This is a genomic window from Cohnella kolymensis, from assembly GCF_000829465.1.
Taxonomy (GTDB): domain Bacteria; phylum Bacillota; class Bacilli; order Paenibacillales; family Paenibacillaceae; genus Cohnella; species Cohnella kolymensis.
Map to the genome: position 1 here is coordinate 304,404 of NZ_JXAL01000001.1, position 21,917 is coordinate 326,320.

Sequence of the window (21,917 nt, forward strand, 5' to 3'; positions counted from 1 at the left end):
TATGTAAGCGATTTAAAATCTGAGTTAGAATGCCGGTTATGATGGAAGGGGAAATGCGTTCATGTTATCACATGAAGATAACGAATTGCTGACACGAACGGGTTCTGGAACTCCGATGGGCGATTTGTTCAGAAGATACTGGATTCCGGCTTTAGAATCAGGAGAGCTGCCTGAACCGGATTGCCCTCCTGTAAGAGTAACGCTGCTTGGCGAACAACTTCTCGCGTTTCGCGATACGAACGGCGCGATTGGTCTGGTCGATGAATTCTGCCCGCACCGTAAAGTTTCCTTGTTTTTCGGCCTCAACGAAAATTGCGGTTTACGCTGCGCATACCATGGCTGGAAATTCGACACTACCGGACACTGTGTAGATATGCCGTCCGAACCGCCGGAAAGCAATTTTAAAGATAAAGTAACGATTAAGTCCTATCCGTGCGAAGAGCGCGGCGGGGTTATATGGACTTACATGGGCCCCCCCGAACTAAAACCCGAGCTGCCTGAGCAGGAATGGATGCTGGTACCGGATTCCCACCGCTTAGTCTCCAGAAGACTTCAGGAATGCAACTACTTTCAAGCTCTGGAAGGAGGCATCGATTCCAGCCACGTTTCCATCCTTCACGCCGGCTCCGTATTAGGACTGGGTGTATCGAAGGGCAAAAGTAAAGATCTTTTGGCCAAGGACACTTCACCAAAGTTTGAAGTTGCGGAAGAGGAATACGGTTTGCTGATCGGCGCGAAAAGAAAAGCCAATGAAGAAGAAAACTACTGGCGTATTACCCAGTTTCTGATGCCCTGGTATACCATGATTCCACCTTTCGGAGGCGCTCCAAGAGGAGGTCATGCCTGGGTGCCGGTAGATGATGATAGTTGTATGACTTGGAGCTGGAGCTGGCGTCCGGATCAGCCTCTTACAGAACAGGATATGAAGAGGGAACTGTCCGGCCTCGGATTGCACCTGAAGCTGATTGAGGGAACGAAACGTACAATCGCTAATAAGGATAATGACTATATGATTGACCGCGAGGCGCAGAAGAATGGGTTATCGACCGCCGGTATCATCGGAGTTTCTGCGGAAGATCAGGCTGTTCAAGAAAGCCAAGGCACAATTGCCGACCGTTCGGCAGAGCGTCTGGGTACTAGTGACGCGGCGATTATTAAAGCGCGAAGAGTCGTTCTGAATGCCTGCAAGAATCTGATGAACGGCATAGAACCTCCCGGCTTAAATCCGGAAACTCATAGAGTTCGCTCAGCCTCGGTGCTCCTTCCGAATAACGTTGCTTTCCAAGTGGGCGCGCAGAAACATCTGCATTTCACAATGGAACAACTGGAGCACGGTATGGCGGAGGAAGAAGTCGTTTAATACCAATATAATTTCTCAAAATCGAAATGGATGAGCATACATTGTTCATCCATTCGATGTTTTCGGAATGTTTTAGAACGAAACTAAAGGGAGTCGAGGTCATGGGAAATAAAATTTTGGCAGCGGTTGCAGTTCAGCCTAGTGAGACGGAACTGCGGGAATTCGATATGCCTGAAATACATCCGGACGCCGGATTATTGAAGGTCGAAGTAGTCGGTGTATGCGGAACGGATGTCACCTATTACAAAAAATCACCGATTCAAAGAGTATTGGGCCACCATATCGTGGGTCATATCGAAAAAATCGGAGACGCCGCGGCGGAGCGGTGGGGCGTAAAAATCGGCGACCGTGTGGCCATGGAAGAGTATATTCCATGCGGACTGTGCCAAATGTGCCGTACAGGACTGTTTCGTTTGTGCAAACAGACCGACCCTAACAAGGGAGCTCTGCGATACGGCGTTACGCCGATCACCGTGTCGCCTTCGCTTTGGGGCGGTTTCAGCCAGTATATGTACCTCCATCCGAACGCTGTATTCCATAAGATGCCGGATCATGTACCTGCCGTTGAGGCAGCCTTAACTTTGCCGCTCGCCAATGGTTTCGAGTGGATGTGTATCGAAGGGGGCGTTGGACCGGGTAAAACCGTGGTCATTCAAGGCCCCGGACAGCAAGGTCTTGCTTGTGCCTTAGCCGCTAAATATGCGGGCGCCGAATGCGTCATCGTGACCGGCCGCTCCAGCAGCGAAAAGCGATTGGAGCTTGCCCTAAAGCTGGGAGCGGATTACACAATCAATGTGCAAACCGAGGATCTGGAAACGAGAGTCCGCGAAATTACCGGCGGCAAAATGGCGGATCTGGTCATTGACGTAACTTCCGGCGGCAGCGAGCCGGTTCAGTCCTCCATGGCTTCGGCAGGCATGGGAGCAACCGTCATCTTCGGAGCCCATAAATACCAGAAGATTTCAGACTTCGATATCGATATGGCGATTAACAAAACTTTAAACATAAAAGGCGTGCGCGGCCACAGCTACGAATCGGTGGAAATGGCCATTCAATGCATTGCATCCGGCAAGTTCCCGCTTGGCATAATGAACTCTCATAACTACAAATTGAGTGACACCGATTTGGCTCTGAAAACCGCAGGAGGCGAAGGCGAACCGTCACCTCTGCTCGTAACTGTTTCACCTTGGCAATCGTAATGCTATGTGAAAAGACCGTCAAGCACACCCCGCCTGACGGTTTTTTAAATATATTTCATTTATCATTTCGTACCATTACTTATTTTGCACCTTTGATCCAAGCATCGACTTTATCCGCATTTGCCTGCACCCAATCCTTGGCAGCGTCTTCGGGGGTTTTGCCTTCCTGGATGGCTATCATTACATTTGCCATCTCCTCTGGGGACCACTGGAACTGGTCAAGGACTGTATACGCGTCCTTCTTGTCCTCCTTCAAATCTTTGCGAACCAACGTATGAATCTGCTCATCTCCGCCATAAATCGCCTTTGGATCGTCCAAGTATTTTAATTCCATCTTCGCGAACATCCAGTGAGGTGTCCATCCGGTGATCACGATCGGCAGTTTTTTGTCGTACGCATTTTGCAGCTCCTGGGCCATGGCGGCGGAAGAACTCTCGACAAGCGTATAGTCTTTTAATGCATATTCCGTCATGGCCTTTTCCGTAGCCATCATAATTCCAGCCCCAGGTTCAATGCCGATAATCTGTTTTTTAAGCGATGAAGCGATGTCGGCATTATTCAAGTCTTCGATGGACTTAATATCCATATAGGCCGGTACTGTAAGACCAATCTTGGTACCGTCCAGATTCGCGCCTAAGTCTTCGATATCCGGCTTATATTTTTCCAGATAAGAGGCGTGCGTACTCGGAAGCCAAGCGGCCACCATGGCATCGGCGCTTCCATCCGCGACTCCCGTCCACATAGGACCGGCATCCACTTGAAGCATCTCCACCTTGTAACCGAGTTTAGATTCAAGCACTTCCTTAACCACATTGGTGCTGGCTATCTCAGAGTCCCATGCAACGTAAGCGAGTTTAATCGTTTTGTCTCCCGCCTTATCGGAACAGCCCGCAAGCAACGCAACCACAAATACAATCGATATGAACAAACTCCATTTCTTCAAAAAAATACACTCCCTCTCTTATTTTTTCTTGAACGCACTTTGCGTCAAGCGATCAAGCAGAATTGCCATGATTACGATTGCGATGCCTGCTTCGAAACCGATTCCCGTTTTGGCTTGGGTCACCGCACGGTAAACTAAAGCGCCGACACCCTGTGCGCCAATCATGGAGGAAATGACAACCATCGACAGCGAGAGCATAATCGTCTGATTAATGCCGGCCATAATAGTTGGCAACGCCAGCGGCAGCTGCAGTTTCACTAATTTTTGCATTGGCGTAGATCCGAAAGCGTCGGCGGCCTCCACCAGATCAGAAGGAACCTGCCGGATTCCGAGATTCGTCAACCGGATCGTGGGTGGGATAGCAAATATAATAGAGGCGATGACGCCAGGCACCACTCCAAGAGAAAAGAAGGAAACAGCTGGCAGCAAATAGACAAAGGCCGGCATCGTCTGCATGAAATCCAAGACCGGGGTAAATATATTTTGAACACTATTGCTGCGTGCACACATGATTCCGATCGGCACTCCTGCCACAACAGAAAGAATAGACGCCGTTAATACCAAGGATAGCGATTGCATAGAGGGTTCCCACAACCCCAGGTTATCGATCAGCATCAACCCTATAAATGCAAACAGCGCAATTCTCCACTTGCCGATCCAATAAGCCAAAATCGAAAATAGAATAATAAGCACAATGGCTGGAACAGACAACAGTACTGTTTCTATTGCGTCGACCATCGTACCTATGACGGCACGTATAAAGTCAAACAACGGTTCAAAATTTCCGGTAAGCCAATCCTCTAATGTTTCGATCCAATCGCCAAGAGGCAGTTTGGGTATGTTCATCGCGCAGCACCGGCTTCCGGAACGGTATTGCCGGCAAGTGCCGAGAGAACGGCGCCTTTGATAATAATACCTTTCAATTTGTCATGCTGATCCACTACCGCCAAAGGAAGTCTCGCTTCAGCCATGATCTCAAACAATTCGTTCAGCAGCGTTTCCGGCATCACCCACGGGACATTGACTTGCATGATTTCTTCGATAGTTTTGTTTTGTCTAACAGCCAAGGTGCGTCATCTGCCGTAACAACGCCCAAAAGTTTCTTTTCCTTGTCCGTTACATACAAACTGGAAACCCCATTGTCTCTCATTAACTGCAAGGCCACCCGCGGACCCCGCTCAGGTGTAATGGTTTCCGGTTGAAGCATGACATGCGCAGCCGTGAGCACTTTAGACAAATCCACATCCTCAACGAAACGCTCGACGTATTTATCTGCCGGCTGGATCAGAATTTCTTCAGGCGTTCCGATTTGGACAATTGAACCGTCTTTCATTAGTGCGATGCGATCTCCAATCCGCAATGCTTCGTCCAGGTCATGTGTGATGAAAACGATCGTCTTTTTCATCCTTGCTTGCAGCAACAGAAGTTCTTGCTGCATATCCTTCCGTATAAGCGGGTCCAGTGCACTAAAGGCTTCATCCATAAGTAAGATGTCAGGATCGTTGGCGAGACCTCGGGCCAATCCTACTCTCTGCTGCATGCCGCCACTCAGTTGATCCGGGCGGCTGCTCTCCCAACCTTCCAATCCGACCAATTTGAGTGCATTTTGTGCAAGCTCTTGCCTGTTCTTTTTGTCGATATCCTGCACTTCCAATCCGTATTCCACATTGCCAAGCACAGTTCGGTGGGGAAACAAAGCGAACTTTTGAAAAACCATGCCGATGTTTTTTCTCCGAAGCTGACGCAGCTCGTTGGGGCTCATTTGCACGATATCTTTACCATTGAACAGCACTTGCCCCGACGACGGTTCAATCAACCGGTTCAACAAGCGAACCAATGTGGACTTCCCGCTTCCGGACAACCCCATAATGACGAATATTTCCCCCTGTTGAATGGAAAAGTTTGCCTTATTGACGCCAACCGTCAATTTGGTCTCCTTATAAATTTTCTCTTTGGACCATCCTTCCCTTAGCAGTTGCTCGGCGCGATTCGGTTCTTGGCCAAATATTTTGGTAAGCTGTCTTACTTCAATAATGGACATGTCATCCTCCTGTACTTATACAAAAAAAATAAAAAAAGACCCATACAAGGGTCCGAGGACAAGCGGAAGCGCAGCTCCGCCTGAATCAAGTTGACCCACCTAACGACTGACGAGGTTAGCTGACGGGCTCGGGATAGATGGATCCCTATGGCCCTTTCGGACCGACTCGCCCCTGAAATTTGGTTCCCCCGCTTTCCGGCTATACCGGAAATTAAGCCTTAAGATTAATACAAAGTATAGCAAGCAAGTTATTTAGTACCATTATTAATAGCAACTATAACAAAATAACGAATATCTGACAACTTTAAAATTTTAATAAGGTTGTTTGTAAATAATTGTATTATAAATCATTTCATCTTTGCATAGTTCTTTACTGCGTTAATAATGGCCTCTGCATTCCACTCCACGATGATGTCAGCATTTTGTTTGACGATGAAGGAACTTCGGTCAGCCTCGAATCGCTCAACGGCAATTAGCGGTTTATTCAACTCATCTTTACATGCGATCAACTCTTTATTGACCCATCGGCTGTATGTGGAGTAGACTCCGCATATCAGGATCACGGCGTCGCAAAACTTCATTTTGTTTTTAATTGCTTCATAAAGTTTTCTTTCATCCTTAGATTTATTTATAGGATGGTGACTGGAAAGTGAATTCCAAACATAGTCAAAATCATCCCTCGACCCCAACAAAGAGTCCAACTCTTTGTAAGCATTGTTATCGTTCCATGCATGACTTAAATATAAGTTGTAACGATAACTGAATTCTTTTGTTAAAGACACTTTTTCATAACCCCTTATCTTGACCAAAATAGACAGATGGAGCCCTTGTTGACAGGCTCCACCGGATAAAAAATTATTAATTTTTATTAGTATATCAGACTCGCACCTGACTAACAACCTAATATTATAATAAAATTGTTTGTATAAAAATGTATCTAAAATAAGAAAGCCGCCAAGGGGACCCTTAGCAGCTCGAATAAATTATCGTTATGAACGTGCTTTGTTTATAAATTCTTGTGTTTTATCGAATACTTTCTCATCGCCCACAACAACCAAGACATCATCTTCTCTTATGACAACATGTGGACCTGGAGAAATTGAAACGTTCGTTCCGCGACGCAGAGCGATGATGGTTGCTCCTGTGTTTTGCCAAAATTGAAGGTTACCAATCGTATTACCTATCACGTGTGATTGTGGTTTAATTTTTTAATTCAACAGGATTATATGGCCTCAGGTTCTGCAAACGGTCAGATGCATCGATAATTTCTACCAACAGCGACTCAAAACGCCGGTCAATTGTTTGTTTTTCATGCAATAACATTTGCAAATCCTGTTTAAGGGAATAAACGGATTTTAGATAATTGTTTTTGGTGATATATTCGTAGGCCTTACTACTAGATATGATTGTGATCTCTTTGCCTTGCGATACGGAGACAATTTTCTCTTCTTTAAGAAGTCCCATGGCTTTACGGATTGTTTCCGGAGAAACATGGTACTGTCCGGCTAACAAAGATCGTCCGGAAATCTTACTGTTAACAGGCATCTCTCCGCTTACGATTCTTTGGGCAATATCAAGTGCTATGGATTTATAGCCCGCCTTTTCCGCGTCTGACATTCGTTCATTCTTCCCCTTGTCCATTGAATTCGCGTTATTTCAAGACAAGCATACGCCTTTCAATTCAGGAAGTAAATCGAAACTGAGCGACTTTAAGTTATAGAAATATGAAAATTACGCGCGCTGTGTATGTAACGGTTATAATTGAGACAAAAACTGATTTCTTGTCCTCCGACAATGTTTGATTAATAGGAAAAAAAAAGCAATCTGGATATGACCTCCAGATTGCTTTTTGACGTCTGACGATTATATTTTAGCTTGAAGAGCTTGTTGTAGAGTTTGTTGAAGCGAAAGAACGGACTGTTTTGCCTGAATGATTTGTCCCTTCAAGGAAACAATTTGTTCCAGGGCAGCAACGCCCACTTCTGTCTGACCGGCTTTTTTGGCTTCCTTCAACTGCAGCCATTGCGCTTGTTTTTGAGCACGAAGCGATTCGATCGAGGCATGGATTGTTTTCATTTGCTGGGCAAGATCACGAAGTGATGCCTTAATCGCTGCCTTTTGCTCCTTGGCTATCCCTTTACGCGCTGACTTGTTCGATACGTGAAGCGCCTTAATGTCTACCGCCAAAGACTTTTGCTGAGTTCTCAAGGATTCCAATTGCGTTTTAAGTACCGTTGTCTGCTCTGTCCAAGCCGAGTGCTGCGCCTTTTTCACAGAAACGTTGCTTGCGGACCCTGGCGATGCCGCAAAAACCGATTGTGCAGCAGTAACCGATAAAGCAACTCCCAATACTACCGCGGCGACTTTCTTGTTGAACATGATATTTTCCCTCCTCTTAATATAGTGATCTTACATTTCTAAGTGTACAGGTTAAATGTATCAAAAGTTTGTCATTTGCCTATGGGCGGCAGTTCAATTTGGATTTCTGTGCCCTTACCAAGTACCGAAAGCGCTCGAATCGTACCTCCATGTGCTTTAACGATTAATCGGGAGATGGTAAGCCCAATACCTGATCCTTGGTAGATCGACTCGTCTCCGCTTTGTAAAACCGCTCAAAAAGATGAGGCAAATGGTCTTGAGATACTCCTTTCCCATCATCTTTTACCATAATAATCACTTTGTCTTTCTCACGGCTTAACCGGATAACAACCCTAGTATCTTTGTCATTATGGTGAAGAGCATTACCGATTACATTGATGAGCACTTGTTTTAATTTTTCGGGATCACCATTCACCCAAACCGGTTGTCGATCTCGGGTTTTGTGCATGAGAAGATGCATTCCTAATTGTTCTGCATGCAACTGGTATTGCGCAATGGTCGATTCCACTAGCTCTATTAGATCTAACGGTTTGAAGTGATATTCAATTTGATGCTCCTCGAAGGCGGACAATTCCTGAAGATTATCAATCAATTTGCCTAACCTTATCGCTTCAACCAAGGAGAGATCGGCATATTCCTTCTGCTCTTCTTGCGAGATGATGCCATCCGACAACGCTTGCAAAGTCGCCCGAATGCTGGTTAAAGGCGTTCTTAACTCGTGTGAAAGTTCCGTAATCAGTTGTCTCCTTTGTACTTCAACCCGTTGGATCCGTTCCGCCATCCTATTGAATGAGGAGCCAAGGTTGGCTATTTCATCTTTCCCGGAAACTTTGACTCGGCTTGAGAAATTCCCGTCTGCGACCAACCCCGCTGCTTGGCTCATTTCTTTGATGGGCCTCACAAAGCGTCCTGTGGCAAACCATAGCAATAAGATGAATGGACCGGCGCTTATAAGCGCAACCAGCCAAATACTTTTTAGAACCGGCTTGGCTAATTGGTCAATATTAGTCATGGGGGTGTAGACGAAAGCAGCTGCAACGACTTCCCCTTCCGATTTCAAAGGAAAACCCACGATCAGCATTTTTTCGTTGTCTTGTTGATGGAATTTCTTGATTCGCTCTATCCGATCGCCTTCACTTACGGAATTGATCCAGTCGCGGACATCCGGTCGTACTCCCACTTCCAAGAGATCTTTTCGCAAATATTTGACCGCTTGTCCCACAATGCTGATTTGGACCCCATACTCTTGTTCGATTCTCTTTAATGATCTCCGGAAGTCTGAAAACGGTATATCACCAAGTTGATATTGAATAAATTCATGTTCCACGGCTATGGCCCGATTGTTTAATTGATTAAGCCCTTGCCGGTAAAAATCTCTTTGCACCAACCAACTGATGACGGAGATTAGAATGAGGATTCCGGCGAACATTATGACAAGATAAGCGGCAACCCATTTGCGGAACATGGAGGTAAACATCAAGGATTCACCTCAAATTTGTACCCGATGCCCCAAACCGTCGACAGACTCCAACCTTTGCCAGCTTTTAATTTTCGTCGGATCCGCTGTACATACAGGTCAACCACCCGATCCTCCCCATTGAAGTCCCAACCCCAAACATGGGATATCAAATCTTCCCTTGTAAAAACTTTACCTGGACGCTGCACAAAAAAGGCGAGAAGTTCAAATTCTCGACGGGTTATTGAAATACTTCTGCCATCTAAGAAAAGGGAGTAAGAAGCCGGTAACAAAGACAGGTTTCCGATCATAATTGCATCATTTAAGGTCTCTTGTTGGTCAGTTGACCTAGAGGAAGCGGATACTAACTCCGATCGTCTTATCACCGACTCGATTCGTGCCAAGAGCTCATTAGGATCGAACGGTTTGACCAGGTAATCATCCGCCCCCATCTTAAGCCCTTGGACTCGTTCGTTTACTTCTCCTCTCGCTGTAAGCATAATGATTGGCGTTTGATTGCCCGATTCCCTCAACCCGCGACAAACGGCCAAACCATCTTTCCTTGGAAGCATCAGATCAAGCACCGCTAAATCATAAGCGTAATGCTCCATTTTTTCCGCTGCTTTTTCCCCGTCAAACGCCTCATCGACCTCATAACCGTTTTTAATCAAATACAGTTTCATTATTTTTACGATGGAAGGATCGTCATCCACAATTAGTATGTGCTTCGTTATTTTTGCCGCTTCCCTTCGGACATGTCTTATGTATTGATTATAAAAGAAATCACAGCCCTCCTGCCATCAACAATGATGTTAACTTAGATCGTCCGTGACGTCTGCTTCGCTTTATTCCTGAGTAAAAGAGCAACCATCAACCATTGCGACATTAAACAAAAAAAGCTTGATTTCTCAAGCTTCCGCGCGTCGAATTATCTCCCCACTTTTGTGTCAGTGAATTCACACAAACTATAGTATCCCGCTAGTGCTATCATTAGCTAATGCATCAACGGCTTTTCTCTATGCAGGCGATCAACCGTTTCTCAATATCTTCGGCGATATCCATCAAGTTTTCGTTCTCAAGCAGCCCGATTAGTGCGGTTGGTTTCGGAAGACCTATTTTGGTGCCGCCATTTTCAGCGAAGACGACAATTTTGCAAGGCAGGAAATAACCGACGAGCGAATTCTCGGTAAGGACCCGTTTGGCTTCTACCGGATTACACACTTCCAGAATGTGATACTTCTCATGAAAGTCCACTCCCTTTTCCTCCAGCTTTTCTTGTAAATTAAGGTGCCAGAGGACGCCAAACTTCTTTTCCTTCAGATTTTCTTGCAAATCGGCAATGGCCTGCTCCGGTGATTTGGCCGTCTCCACTGTATAGTGAAACACGTGAGCTCTCTCCTTCCGCACAGCTTATTTTTCAACCATCATGGTATAGTGTGAGTCAGTCGGATGCTCCAGCCAAAGCAGCTTAAAGTCGAGCTCTAGCATAGCGTTCTTCATTGATTCGGCATCGATACGATGATGAAGAGGGGCCCTTGCCTCGACTCTTTCTTTTCCCACTCTACACACAAGCAACGTCCTCCGCTGCGTAATAGCCGAAAGATTTCTCGAAGCGCCTGTTGTTATGGTTCGGTTTCATGCAGCACTAGAGAGGCAACAACCCGGTCGATCGTGGCATCCTCCATCGGGATTTGCTCAAGTGTACCTTCAACATACCGGATATTCTCCATACCTTTTTCTTCAGCCTTGTTTTTAATCGTTTCGAGCATTTTCGGTTCCACATCAAGAGCATAGACGGTTCCATCAGTTATTTGGGCTATCGGCAGTGTGAAATAACCTGTACCGGCTCCCAAATCCAACACCGCCACCTCTCCTTTTACACCAAGTTTGGCAATCAGGGGTTCGGGCGGGAGCATCGCTCTTCTTTCCGGGTTGTCCAATTTGGCCAAATGCTCGGGATTGAATCTTCGCTCGTGCTCCTGCATGATACACTTCACCTCATTGCACTTTGATTTGTTGCGGTATCCTCACTTGGATATGTTACCCTGCCATGCTCCAATTCCACCCTGCAAATGGGCAAGATTCTTAAAACCGCTTTTGAGCAGGAGACGTGCTGCGGTTTTGCTTTTCATGCCGCTTCGGCAATAAAGCATCAGGCGTTTATCTTTGGGGATTTCCGAGATCCGGCCGTTTAATTGGCTTAATGGGATGTTCCTGGCACCGGGAATATAGCCCCCTTGAAACTCAGACGGTTCCCGGACATCCACGAGAAAAACATTCTTTCCGGTTTGAAACTCGCTTTGAAATTCGTAGGGTTTTAAATTTTTTAAACCCTTGATCGGCCGAAATCGACTGTACAGAAACCAAGTAATAATCACAACAAAAGCAATATTGATTAGAGTATTGATGCTCATCCATTTCTCTCCCATGCGTTCATTCCGCCTGTCATGTTCACCACATTAAAACCTTTCTCGCTGAGAAATTCGCATGCCAGCGAACTGCGATTACCGCTCCGTCAGACCATAATGATTTCTCGCTTGGAATCCAGTTCGTCCAATCGCTGAAAAAGCTGTCCCAGCGGGATATGCTTGGCAGCGGGAATGTGCCCGCCAGCCCACTCCTGAGGTTCGCTGCTCGCCGTTTGCGTCAAACTTGTATCAGCGGCTTTTAACCAATAATTGAATGGCTTCTTGGACAAGTTTTTCCGTATCTCCACCTGCTGATTGCTCTTCCAAAATACATTGCTGTAAATTTTCTGCGACGATTTGTGCCAATGCCTTATCTGCTGCATTTCGAACCGCTGACAGTTGACTCACCACATCTTTACAGGGTTTTTCCTCGTCCATCAGTCTAAGAACTCCCCGAATCTGTCCCTCTATTCTTCGCAAACGTGTCTTCATCTCGTCGGTATAGTGGTATGCCATTATGGCAACCTCCCATTCATTTAAACTCATACGTGTATGGGTATATTATACAATGCAACTGTGTATTTAAACAGGTTTACCGCGCTTAAACAGCGTTCTTTTTTCAACTTTGCCGTATTACGATCGAATCATAAAATCGAAGACCATACCTTTATCGCAGTCAATGCAATCAGCAATACCAAGGCATACCGCAGCACGCTGAGATTCATTTTTGCACTAACCTTGGATCCAAGAGGAGCTCCCAACAATGCCCCCAACACCGTAAAAAAAATCGGAACATAGGGGATATCCCGGCCGCAAGCTTACCCATGACACCGCCTATGGCAGATATGAATACGATGGCTAGTGAAGATGCGATTGTCACCCGTGTTGGAATTTTTAATACTGTCAACATAATGGGTATCAAAATAAATGCCCCGCCGGCGCCAACCACACCCGCTACCAAACCGACGACGAAAGCAGATATGACGGCAATCCATTTATTGAACGTGAGGTCTCCAAAGCATTGCGCTTCTGTCCCTCTGTTTGGGATCAACATCAAAACGACAGCGATAATCGCCAACACGCCATAGGAGATGTTAATGACGTTGCCGTGCAAATAACCGGATCCGAGTCCGCCGATCAAACTACCAAACAAAATGCTCGTTCCCATATAAGTGACCAACGCCTTGTTCACAAGCCCCATGCTTTTACCCTTTATCCGATAAGACAGTACACCGGCCAGCGATGAAAAAAGTACTTGAAACATGCTGATTTCAGCCACGTCGTGTGCTGTGAACGGAGTAAACCTGAAAGCAGGTGGAACAAAAAGGAGCAGAGGATAGTTGATGATGCTCCGCCTATACCCAATAATCCCGACAGGAAGGATCCGACAAACCCCACGACCACCATGACAATAAAATATAGGATATCCATAAATCCCTCCTTGTTAAAGCAATGAGATGTGGGTATAATAAATCCTAGTAAGTTAATCGGAGATAGGTGATATTCATGTTCGGCGTGATAAAAAAGTTATTAGAAGATAAGTGTCCTACCTGTCATGGACCCTTATCGGCTACTAACGATACGCTGTGCTGCATAAAAATTTGTCCTCGAGGACATTATAGAGAAGAAAGCTACTGTTCACTAGGGGTTAGAATTGTATACAACCGATGAAATAGGCGAACACGATAATGATATCGTGTTCGCTTTTTCATGATTCTTCATACTTGATTAATTCGTGCTTCGTTTGCTTCACCCCAAGCTTGAAAGTCGTTGACCGAGCCTTTTATCGATCATGTACCGCACAACGATTTGGACCTATCTCCATCTCTCGTTGCTCCTCCTCGGCGGGCTGGATCTTGCCCATATTCGTCTGACGAATTTCCTGATAAGCATTCGGCTGTGGCGGCAGCTTTTCGGTCACTACCCGTCGGAACTTGGTTTCATCTTCGATGTTTAACCCCGGATTGCTGCCATACAGATCAGAAAGTCGAGCCGAAACCTTGCCTCCAGCCCCCAGTTCTGACAACTTCCCAAAGTGTGCCGGGAGTGCAATCAGATCCTCCGACAGTTCTTTATAACGGCTATACAAGGTCTCACGCAGATCCCCAACCCAATCCTCTGCTTTGCCGGCCAAATCGGGACGCCCAATCGACTCGATGAACAAAATATCTCCCGTGAGCAGATAACGATCATTCACGATCAGTGACGTGCTTCCAATGGTGTGACCGGGTGAGTAAACCGGTTGAATCTGAATCGTTGTATTGCCTATAGCGATCGTCTGCCCACTCTCCAACTTTGAATAATCAAAAGTAACGTCGTGAGCATCTTTTGGCGGTAGCCAGTAATTCGCTCCTGTTTCATCGGCTAGTTTTCTACCACCCGAAATATGATCGGCATGCAGGTGGGTATCGATCGTATGCACGATTTGAGCCCCGTGTTGTTTGGCGAAATCCTCAAACACATTCGTCATTCGAACGGCATCGACGACAGCCGCTTCCCCGCCCGAAATGATCATGTAGGATAAACACCCTTTCCCAATCCGCACGAACTGATAAATGGAGCCGCCATCGTGGAGATCGCCGATTTTAACTGGTTCCAAATGCTCGCTCCACGACCTCATGCCGCCTTCGAGGTAAAATACATTCGTTTGACCGGCTTGAACCAATTGTTCGGCAACAAACTTGGAAGAGCCTTCTTTGGCGCATACCACCAATACTTTTTTTCCGTCCGGGATTCGATCCAAAGCGGCGTCAACGCCATCAAGTAAATCGAAGTACGGAACATTGATGACTTCCATCCGTTTCCCTTCAATTTTCCAATCGTTAAAATCGCTTTCGTTGCGGACGTCCAGGATAAACATCTCTTCTTGACCCAGAACCAGCCGGGTTAACTCCCCGGCGGTCATCGGTGATAATCTGGTTGCTGTAGCCATACATTCTCCTCCCCTAGTTTAGAAAGCTAACGTTACATTGGCATCCTTGGCGAAGTCGAGGAAAGTTACGGCGCCCCCCACTTCGATGCCTTCAATAAAGTCTTCTCTGGTGAGATTCATCACGTCCATCGTCATTTGGCAAGCGATGATTTTTACGCCCATTTCCTGCGCCATCGCAACCAGTTCCGGAATCGATGGAATGTTGGCGTTCTTGAAGCCCTCGGCAAAATGTTCTCTTCCTGCCGGCAACGGCAATTGGTGATGAGCTTGTTTGTGGATCAAATTGAGTCCTTCAAAGGTAAAGAAAATGCCTACTTCTGCATCCGTCGCAGCGGAAGCTGTGGCAATATTAAAGACTTTGTAGGCATCGAAAAGTCCGCCATTGCTTGCGATAATCGCTACTTTTGTGGACATTATGGTTCCTCCCTAATGTTGTAGTAGATTTAATGGGTTCTATCCACCGGACCGGTCCAACCCGAGATGCCGGATACGACATTTTTCACGTTTTTGAACCCTTTGTCGGCAAGCAGTTGGCAAGCCATATCGCTGCGGTTACCAGTGCGGCATACCACATGAATGTCATCTTCCGGATTCAGTTCGTGGAGTCGATTCTCCAACTCGCTGAGCGGGATTGATTTGGCACCGGGAATACGTTGAAAAGCGTACTCTGCAGGTTCACGAACATCCAAGACTGTAGTCTTGTCGCCTGCCTTTAGCTTTTGCTCCAGTTCGTCAGTTGTTACGGTAATGGGGTACTTTTTTTCCTCTTTGGTTTCATCCGGGCTGGATTTCCGAAGATAGTGCTTCAAGACCTCTCCTTCCGTGATCGTTCCAAGGTATTGATGTCCTGTGTTTTTGGCCCAGCCTTGAATATCAGCCAGCGATCCTTTATCGGTCGCTTGAACTTCTATGACCTCACCGGGATGCATTTGGTCCATTGCCTTCTTGGTTTTCACAATGGGCATGGGGCATGCGAGTCCTTTACAGTCCAAGGTCTTGTTCGCTTGGATTTGGGTAGACAATTCTTCGACCTCCAATCGATTGTTATTTTAATATATAAAGTTAAATACATATACCCCTATGGGTATAGTACATAACAATGAACAACTTGTCAACGTTGCCATCTATGTCCCAAAACAATTTCTAAACTATTCAGACTTAACCATCATTGGCTTGAGCCGAATTCCCACGTATTTCTACGGTTGATTTAATGAGTAGTTGGTGATCATTTCAATCAGGATTTCTGCTGGAACAACTATTCTTCTTCTTGGTCTGGCTTATCGCAGTTGGTGGGGATTGCTTGGTCTCGGTCCTCTTCTCACGGGTTCTTTGCGTTATTGCCCTGTCAATCAGATCCTTAGAATCGATAAGTGCCAAACGGCTTCATAAACGACAAAAACACTTTCTCTAGAAGGGGAAAGTGTTTTTGTCGTTTATCTATTAGCCCTGAGCTTCTTGCGGAAGTGCATTTATTCGTTCATTTTTCGAGATAGGATCTTTATAATACGCTGCTTGATTTGCGCTACGCCTTCGCACCACAATGATCACAATTGCCGCAAGAATGATACATACCGCCAAGAGCTGAGAAATTCTTATGTTCTTCCCGACCTCCATCGCACCCCATCCAAAGGACGACATGGGCGACCAAACCGTCTTCAAGAAAGCCGCAAGCCAGTCTGGCCCTGAAAAGACAAGACTATCCGTCCGGACTCCCTCCACATAGAATCGGCCTAATGAATACCAGATGAAATAGCTCATAAATAATTCACCGGCACGAAGGAATGGCCGTCTCCTTAGAATCAGCAGCACACCAAGTCCCAACAAACTCCACAACGACTCATACAAAAACGTTGGGTGATAATACACTCCCTGTATTTTCATTTGATTCACAATGAAAATGGGCAAGTGAAGCGTCTGGCGGAGAAAAGTTTCCGATACCGGCCCACCGTGTGCTTCTTGATTCATAAAGTTGCCCCATCGTCCTATCATCTGCCCCACAATGAGGCCAGGTGCGCAGATATCAGCAATTCGCAGAAACGGATACCCTTTGCGGCGGGTATACATAACTGCCGCCACAATTGCTCCAATCAGCGCCCCGTAGATCGCAATACCACCATGCCATATTTTAAAGATTTCTATAGGATTATGCCGGTATTGTTCCCACTCAAAGGCCACATAGTAGATACGAGCACCGACTAGAGCCGATGGCAGCCCAATCAACAACAGATCAAAGAAGAAATCCGAAGAAATACCGAAGCGCTTGCCTTCACTTATCGCAAGGATAAGTCCAAGCAGGGCACCACCCCCGATGATAATGCCGTACCAATGGATCTGTAGAGGTCCGATAGCCAATGCTACTGGATTAAACATGAAGTTTTCACATCCTTGTTGCTGCTTAAATTGTGGTTATCAATAACCATCCAAGTCCTAACTCTAATGACGCCTTTCACCTTTTCTCACACTCACGAATGACCATTTTATTATAACACTTGATAATAATTTGACACTGTATATAAATTTACATAACAACAAAAAATGAGGGTTTAAGTGAGCCATGAACTCACCGTACGACTAGTAACAATCCTAATAAAAGAGATTAGAGGTAAAACAAAACGGCACTCCCCGTATGGAGCACCGTTACAGCGCATTGAATCACTTAAAAGACCTATAGTACAAACAGAAAACAAGCTAAACTTCAGTCCTCTGTATCCTTGCTACACATTCAACATGCCCCGTATGCGGGAACATGTCCACCGGCTGCACCTCAACGGTGCGGTAGCCGCCATCCTCAAGCAGCCTTAAATCCCTTGCCAACGTAGATGGGTTGCACGATACATAAACAATCCTCGGCGGCCGCAGCTCCAGCATTGTTGCGATCAACGCGGCGTCGCAGCCTTTGCGCGGAGGATCTACCACAATGACGTCCGGTGAGATGCCGTCCTTCTGCCATTGAGGCATAACGACCTCCGCAGCACCGACTGCGAACTCCACATTGTGGATGCCGTTAAGCAAAGCGTTGCGGCGGGCATCCTCGATTGCTTCCGGCACGATTTCCACTCCATAGACCCGGCCGGCGTGACGGGCCAGGAACAGTGAAATCGTGCCGATGCCGCAGTAGGCGTCGATTACTGTCTCTTCGCCTGTCAGACCTGCATAATCAACCGCGGCGCTATACAGTCGTTTCGTCTGCTCCGGATTCACCTGGAAGAAAGAACGCGGTGAAATCGCAAAGCGGATGTCGCCGATCTCGTCATAGATTACTTCTTCGCCACATAACACCATGGTTTCGTCGCCGAAAACAACCGGAGTCGCCGAAGTGTTAATGTTCTGGCAGATACTTGTGACACCGGGTACACTCTCTCGTATCAAGCCCACTAGCTCCTGGGTGTGAGGGATATCGCGCCCGTTGGTGACGAGCACAACCATGCGCTGGCCGGTCACTTCCGCATGTCGAACGACGACATGGCGCAACAGGCCTCTTCCGGTCACCCGATTATACGCAGATATTCCCAACGCGCGTGCAGCATCTTTGACCGCACGCACCGTTTCATCGTTCGCATCCTGTTGAATAAGGCAGGCATCCATCTCAACGATGTTATGGCTCCCATGCTCGTAGAAGCCGCCGACCAAGCCGCCTTCCATGGAGCCGATCGGAACCTGTGCTTTATTGCGATAGCGCCAAGGCTCCGACATTCCCACAGTGGGATGAACGACAACCGCCGGATGCCCCTCCATCTTCTCATCAGCCGAGCTCTCGCCCGCCACCGGCAGCTTGCCGATTCGAGCCAGGTTGTCCACGACCAGTTGCCTTTTCCACTTAAGCTGAGCCGCATAGTCAAGATGCTGCAGCTGGCAGCCTCCGCATGCTTCATAGATGGGGCAAGGCGCAGCTACCCGATCGGCACTCGGGCTTAGCAGCTCCGTCATCCGCGCGCGTCCGAACGACTTGCCTACACTCATTACTTCCACATGAACCCGTTCTCCCGGAAGCGCACCACATACAAAAAGGGTATAGCCTTCTATCCGGCCTACCCCTTCGCCCTCATGTGTTAATCCGACGATCTCACATACCGCGCGCTGCCCGGGTGCAACAGGAAGGCCTGCTAACGACGAGCCGCCGCCCCGCTGTTTGCCTGAACCGGCTGAAGAACTTGGACGGCGCGACTGCGGTTTCGGTCTGCGCCCGCTCATTAGGGCGTGCCCCGCCCATTGCCGTTGCCGTTATGACCGTTCGCATTTGCAATGCTGCTGACATTCCCGGTGCCATGTCGATAGCTCGACTCCCCATGCTCATCCACAATAACCTGCAGATGCGAAGGCAGAACAGCGAATGTACATGGCAAGGTTCCGCCGAATTCGCCGTCCAGGTTCAACTGTACACGGCTGTCGGTTTCCACGTGAATCTTGCTGCACAGGAAATGCATAACATGCGGATCATCCAATATCGGCTCGCCGCGCATGACCATTGTTGCAAGGCGAATGAATTCCGCCAGATTGCATTTGCGCAGAGCAAGCACATCGAATAGACCGTCGCTAGTGCTCGCATTCGGAGCAAGACGATCGAAGCCGGCAACGGAGTTGCTGTTGGCGATCAGGAACAGCATGAATTCCTCATCGAATTCTCCGATGCCCTCAGCGGTGATCTTCATCCGGGTTGGGTGAAGACTCGTGATCTTCTCCAGACCTTTCATATAATAAGCGAGCTGGCCGACCATGGTTTTAAGCTTGCTGGGCACTTCGTAGGTGAGCTCCGTCATTGACCCGCCGCCGGCAATGTTGATGAAATACCGGTTATTAGCCTGACCGACATCCACGGGTACCGTATAACGCCGAATCAGCAGGTCACAAGCGTCCTCCCACCGTCGCGGGATACCATGTGCCCGGGCAAAATCGTTCGTCGTACCCAAAGGCAATATTCCGAGTGCAGGCCTGTTCGCGTGAACGGACATTCCGTTCACGACTTCGTTCAACGTGCCGTCTCCGCCCGCGGAAATGACCATATCGAATCCGCGCTCTACGGCCTCGGACGCTGCCCGGATGGCATCCCCTTCTTGTTCCGTCGCATGGCATGACGTCTCGATACCGCCCCGCTCAAGCCGCTGCAATATCGCCGCAAGCCTGCGCTTCACTTCCTCCCGGCCGGAAGTGGGATTATATATAAGCCGGGCTCTTGTTATTTCCAAACCTGATCCCCTCTTTATCTTTCACTGCGTATCTATATCACGAATCCCTTTAACCAATCCGAAGCTTGCCTGCAAATCCAGTCTGCCACCCGCGGATGGGGCATGAAAGCTCTGCCGCTGTATCTGCAATCCAAGCCTTGCAACCGGCGGGGAATGACTTCCTTAGTAAAATACCCTTCGCTCAAAAACAAAGGTACGACAATTATATCACTCTGTGGACGTTTTTCCCGCAACTGCCGCCAACGCTCCGGCACCTGGTTCGGCAGCAGCATTGCTGTCTCAGCGAATGCGAAGCCTCCCCGTTCCCGCAGCTTATCCGCAAGCACAGTCATTCCCTGCTTCCAAGCTTCATGAAAACCCGGTTCTTCGCTCCCGTGTCCGATGAGCAGCAAGCTCTCGTCAGAAGGATTGCGCGACAGCTCTTGTATTCGTTCCGACAATACATCCACAACTTCAGGCGAATCGTCCATCGGCTTACCGTAGGTTAACGGCACTTGCACTCTGAACCGCTGCAAATCCGTATCCGTATTCGAACGCGCGGAAGCGCCCAGCGCCCACCCGATTTCATCCACATGAGTGCTGCCTGAGGACGAGAATAACGGGACTGCCAGTATGTGAGTAACACCGGCGGCCTCAAGCCGGTCGATCCCGTCCTGGATTAGCCGGCCTTCAACCAGCTCGAGGAAAGCAGCTTCAACAGGGATGCTGTCAGCACCCGGCACTATATGTTTAGCAGCAGACAATGCCGAATGAGCGGCGCCGACCGTCTCATCAACGAGTGACACCCAGCCCGGTTCCCGCGAGCCGTGGCTGATAACCAGAATGCCTGGCTTCCGCACACCCGTTCCTCCTGTCTTGTGCATCCGTTCACGCTTTATCATTCATGCTAGCGAAACCGCAAGCCAATGTCAACGGCGGCGAAACCACCTATATCCGCAAAACAAAAACCGCCGGGGTACCCCCCTGACGGCACGGACGCTTACCCTATGATGAATGCCTTACTTATCGTTTTGCGTAATTTCATTACCGAAACGACCGAGCCGCTCCAACGCAAGCTTGTATCCGTCATTACCGTAATTCAAGCAGCGTTTCACACGTGAGATTGTTGCCGTGCTCGCACCCGTCTCCGTCTCGATCTGGTTATACGTCTGGTTCTTACCCAGCATCCGGGCAACCTCGAGTCGTTGCGACAAAGATTGAATCTCATTCACCGTACACAGATCGTCGAAAAACACGTAGCACTCTTCAACATTTTTCAAAGTAAGGATGGCTTGGAATAATTGATCGATCGACTTATCGTTCAGCTTCTTCAACTGCATGGAGGTTCCCATCCCTTCCTAACTCCGTAACTCTGTGACTTTATTGTACTTCGAGTCAGCGAATACTTCAAGCATTACCGTATTCACGCATCACCGGGGTAAAATGTGTTGATATAGGGCATTCGTCCATACTCCGTGCAGGCTCCTCTCATACCCTATTGGGAGAAAGGGTGTGACTTTACATGGACGAACAACATTCTCCTGCGCTGCATGGCTGGAATCCGGGACCCGGACAGGGTACTTACCCCGGAGTCGGCGGCGGGCCCGGCGGGTTTTCCGGCTTTGGGGATCCGTTCGGAGGCGGTCCTTCCGGCTTTGGGGGCTCGTTCGCCGGTCCCCCTGCTTTGGTTAACCCGACCGTAATACCAGCTTCCGGAGCCGGGGGGGCCGGAGGAGCCGGAGGTGTCGCAGCCTCCCTGCCGGGCAAACTCGCCGATGTGAAAGTTTTTATTGACCGCATGGGCGGTATCGACGGAGTAATAACCGGTATGACAAAATTCCACAAGTTCGTGACGACCATGCAGCAATTCGGACCAATCATCAAGCTGTTCATGAGCAAGGGCAAAAGCAAGGTGTCTTCGGTCAAATCCCCCTCCAAGCAGGTGCGGCACCGCAAATCAAGACCCCATGTCAGCCCCAAGGTACGCTCGCGCAGCCACGGAGCGGCATCGAGGAGGAGACGTTGACACAAAATAAA

Annotated in this window: 23 protein-coding genes, 4 pseudogenes and 1 riboswitch; of the genes and pseudogenes, 4 read left to right on the forward strand and 23 right to left on the reverse strand. The window is 48.0% G+C overall.

Annotated elements, in window-relative coordinates; translation table 11 throughout:
* Positions 1-61: 61 nt before the first annotated feature.
* Together SD71_RS01465 and SD71_RS01470 are read left to right on the forward strand one after the other, a co-directional pair.
* A complete protein-coding gene (locus SD71_RS01465; protein ID WP_041058680.1) occupies positions 62-1,360 on the forward strand; it encodes a Rieske 2Fe-2S domain-containing protein in 1,299 nt (432 codons plus the stop codon).
* A 101-nt stretch (positions 1,361-1,461) separates the two neighbouring features.
* Entirely contained in the window at positions 1,462-2,559 is a 1,098-nt protein-coding gene (locus SD71_RS01470; protein WP_041058684.1) for a zinc-dependent alcohol dehydrogenase, read from the forward strand.
* A 79-nt stretch (positions 2,560-2,638) separates the two neighbouring features.
* Here the strand turns inward: SD71_RS01470 and SD71_RS01475 are convergent, their stop codons facing one another.
* The 18 genes and pseudogenes from SD71_RS01475 to SD71_RS01550 all read right to left on the reverse strand — a co-directional run bounded on the left by SD71_RS01475 (position 2,639) and on the right by SD71_RS01550 (position 15,740).
* Positions 2,639-3,508 (reverse strand): glycine betaine ABC transporter substrate-binding protein, encoded by an 870-nt coding sequence (locus SD71_RS01475; RefSeq protein ID WP_407637511.1) that lies wholly within the window; start codon positions 3,506-3,508, stop codon positions 2,639-2,641.
* Positions 3,509-3,520: 12 nt separating this feature from the next.
* Complete coding sequence (locus tag SD71_RS01480) at positions 3,521-4,348, reverse strand: ABC transporter permease (protein WP_041058691.1); 828 nt, start codon at positions 4,346-4,348, stop codon at positions 3,521-3,523.
* Positions 4,345-5,543 (reverse strand): annotated as a pseudogene (locus SD71_RS01485) (quaternary amine ABC transporter ATP-binding protein). Before SD71_RS01485 ends, SD71_RS01480 begins: the two are co-directional and overlap by 4 nt.
* Positions 5,544-5,632: 89 nt before the next feature.
* Positions 5,633-5,771: riboswitch (cyclic di-AMP (ydaO/yuaA leader) on the reverse strand.
* 119 nt (positions 5,772-5,890) lie between these two features.
* Positions 5,891-6,325 (reverse strand): TIR domain-containing protein, encoded by a 435-nt coding sequence (locus SD71_RS01490; RefSeq protein WP_041058694.1) that lies wholly within the window; start codon positions 6,323-6,325, stop codon positions 5,891-5,893.
* Positions 6,326-6,532: 207 nt separating this feature from the next.
* Positions 6,533-6,730, reverse strand: a complete 198-nt coding sequence (locus tag SD71_RS24550) for a cation:proton antiporter regulatory subunit (RefSeq protein ID WP_235426951.1) — start codon at positions 6,728-6,730, stop codon at positions 6,533-6,535.
* A 13-nt stretch (positions 6,731-6,743) separates the two neighbouring features.
* A complete protein-coding gene (locus tag SD71_RS01495; RefSeq protein ID WP_235426952.1) occupies positions 6,744-7,160 on the reverse strand; it encodes a GntR family transcriptional regulator in 417 nt (138 codons plus the stop codon).
* Positions 7,161-7,406: 246 nt separating this feature from the next.
* A complete protein-coding gene (locus SD71_RS01500; RefSeq protein WP_041058697.1) occupies positions 7,407-7,922 on the reverse strand; it encodes a hypothetical protein in 516 nt (171 codons plus the stop codon).
* Between the two features lie 71 nt (positions 7,923-7,993).
* Positions 7,994-9,399 (reverse strand): annotated as a pseudogene (locus tag SD71_RS01505) (sensor histidine kinase).
* Positions 9,399-10,091 carry a response regulator transcription factor gene (locus SD71_RS01510; RefSeq protein ID WP_052475844.1) on the reverse strand — a complete coding sequence of 231 codons (693 nt, stop codon included), beginning with the start codon at positions 10,089-10,091 and terminating at the stop codon, positions 9,399-9,401. Before SD71_RS01510 ends, SD71_RS01505 begins: the two are co-directional and overlap by 1 nt.
* A gap of 289 nt (positions 10,092-10,380) precedes the next feature.
* A complete protein-coding gene (locus SD71_RS01515; protein ID WP_041058706.1) occupies positions 10,381-10,764 on the reverse strand; it encodes a DUF302 domain-containing protein in 384 nt (127 codons plus the stop codon).
* A gap of 236 nt (positions 10,765-11,000) precedes the next feature.
* The gene (locus tag SD71_RS21805; RefSeq protein ID WP_052475845.1) at positions 11,001-11,363 is read right to left on the reverse strand and encodes a class I SAM-dependent methyltransferase; all 363 of its coding nucleotides are present in this window, start codon (positions 11,361-11,363) and stop codon (positions 11,001-11,003) included.
* Between the two features lie 42 nt (positions 11,364-11,405).
* Complete coding sequence (locus tag SD71_RS01525; RefSeq protein ID WP_041058709.1) at positions 11,406-11,792, reverse strand: rhodanese-like domain-containing protein; 387 nt, start codon at positions 11,790-11,792, stop codon at positions 11,406-11,408.
* Positions 11,789-12,007: pseudogene (locus tag SD71_RS24555) on the reverse strand (rhodanese-like domain-containing protein); the annotation flags it as partial. The pseudogene SD71_RS24555 and the gene SD71_RS01525, both read right to left, overlap by 4 nt.
* Before the next feature lie 28 nt (positions 12,008-12,035).
* Positions 12,036-12,302, reverse strand: coding sequence for a metal-sensitive transcriptional regulator (locus SD71_RS22780; RefSeq protein ID WP_082033977.1), 267 nt, complete (start codon positions 12,300-12,302; stop codon positions 12,036-12,038).
* Between the two features lie 128 nt (positions 12,303-12,430).
* Positions 12,431-13,217, reverse strand: a pseudogene (locus SD71_RS01535) (sulfite exporter TauE/SafE family protein).
* Between the two features lie 352 nt (positions 13,218-13,569).
* Positions 13,570-14,718, reverse strand: a complete 1,149-nt coding sequence (locus tag SD71_RS01540; protein ID WP_041058712.1) for an MBL fold metallo-hydrolase — start codon at positions 14,716-14,718, stop codon at positions 13,570-13,572.
* Positions 14,719-14,736: 18 nt separating this feature from the next.
* Positions 14,737-15,132 (reverse strand): DsrE/DsrF/DrsH-like family protein, encoded by a 396-nt coding sequence (locus SD71_RS01545; RefSeq protein ID WP_041058715.1) that lies wholly within the window; start codon positions 15,130-15,132, stop codon positions 14,737-14,739.
* Between the two features lie 29 nt (positions 15,133-15,161).
* Complete coding sequence (locus SD71_RS01550; protein WP_041058716.1) at positions 15,162-15,740, reverse strand: sulfurtransferase TusA family protein; 579 nt, start codon at positions 15,738-15,740, stop codon at positions 15,162-15,164.
* A gap of 199 nt (positions 15,741-15,939) precedes the next feature.
* Between SD71_RS01550 and SD71_RS22785 the strand changes: the two genes are divergently transcribed.
* Positions 15,940-16,107, forward strand: a complete 168-nt coding sequence (locus tag SD71_RS22785; RefSeq protein ID WP_235426953.1) for a YgaP-like transmembrane domain — start codon at positions 15,940-15,942, stop codon at positions 16,105-16,107.
* 51 nt (positions 16,108-16,158) lie between these two features.
* Here SD71_RS22785 and lgt read toward each other — a convergent pair whose 3' ends face one another.
* The 5 genes from lgt to SD71_RS01575 form a co-directional block, all read right to left on the reverse strand.
* Positions 16,159-17,088 carry a prolipoprotein diacylglyceryl transferase gene (gene lgt, locus SD71_RS01555; protein ID WP_082033979.1) on the reverse strand — a complete coding sequence of 310 codons (930 nt, stop codon included), beginning with the start codon at positions 17,086-17,088 and terminating at the stop codon, positions 16,159-16,161.
* A 318-nt stretch (positions 17,089-17,406) separates the two neighbouring features.
* Positions 17,407-18,909 carry a 23S rRNA (uracil(1939)-C(5))-methyltransferase RlmD gene (gene rlmD / locus SD71_RS01560; RefSeq protein WP_041058719.1) on the reverse strand — a complete coding sequence of 501 codons (1,503 nt, stop codon included), beginning with the start codon at positions 18,907-18,909 and terminating at the stop codon, positions 17,407-17,409.
* A complete protein-coding gene (locus tag SD71_RS01565; RefSeq protein WP_052475847.1) occupies positions 18,909-19,901 on the reverse strand; it encodes a diacylglycerol kinase in 993 nt (330 codons plus the stop codon). Before SD71_RS01565 ends, rlmD begins: the two co-directional genes overlap by 1 nt.
* A gap of 32 nt (positions 19,902-19,933) precedes the next feature.
* Positions 19,934-20,740: a sirohydrochlorin chelatase gene (locus tag SD71_RS01570; protein WP_041058721.1), complete on the reverse strand. Its 807-nt coding sequence runs from the start codon at positions 20,738-20,740 to the stop codon at positions 19,934-19,936.
* Between the two features lie 159 nt (positions 20,741-20,899).
* The gene (locus SD71_RS01575; RefSeq protein ID WP_041059662.1) at positions 20,900-21,220 is read right to left on the reverse strand and encodes a YerC/YecD family TrpR-related protein; all 321 of its coding nucleotides are present in this window, start codon (positions 21,218-21,220) and stop codon (positions 20,900-20,902) included.
* 182 nt (positions 21,221-21,402) lie between these two features.
* Here SD71_RS01575 and SD71_RS01580 point away from each other — a divergent pair, with 182 nt between their 5' ends.
* Positions 21,403-21,906 carry a hypothetical protein gene (locus SD71_RS01580; protein WP_041058724.1) on the forward strand — a complete coding sequence of 168 codons (504 nt, stop codon included), beginning with the start codon at positions 21,403-21,405 and terminating at the stop codon, positions 21,904-21,906.
* Positions 21,907-21,917 lie beyond the last annotated feature (11 nt).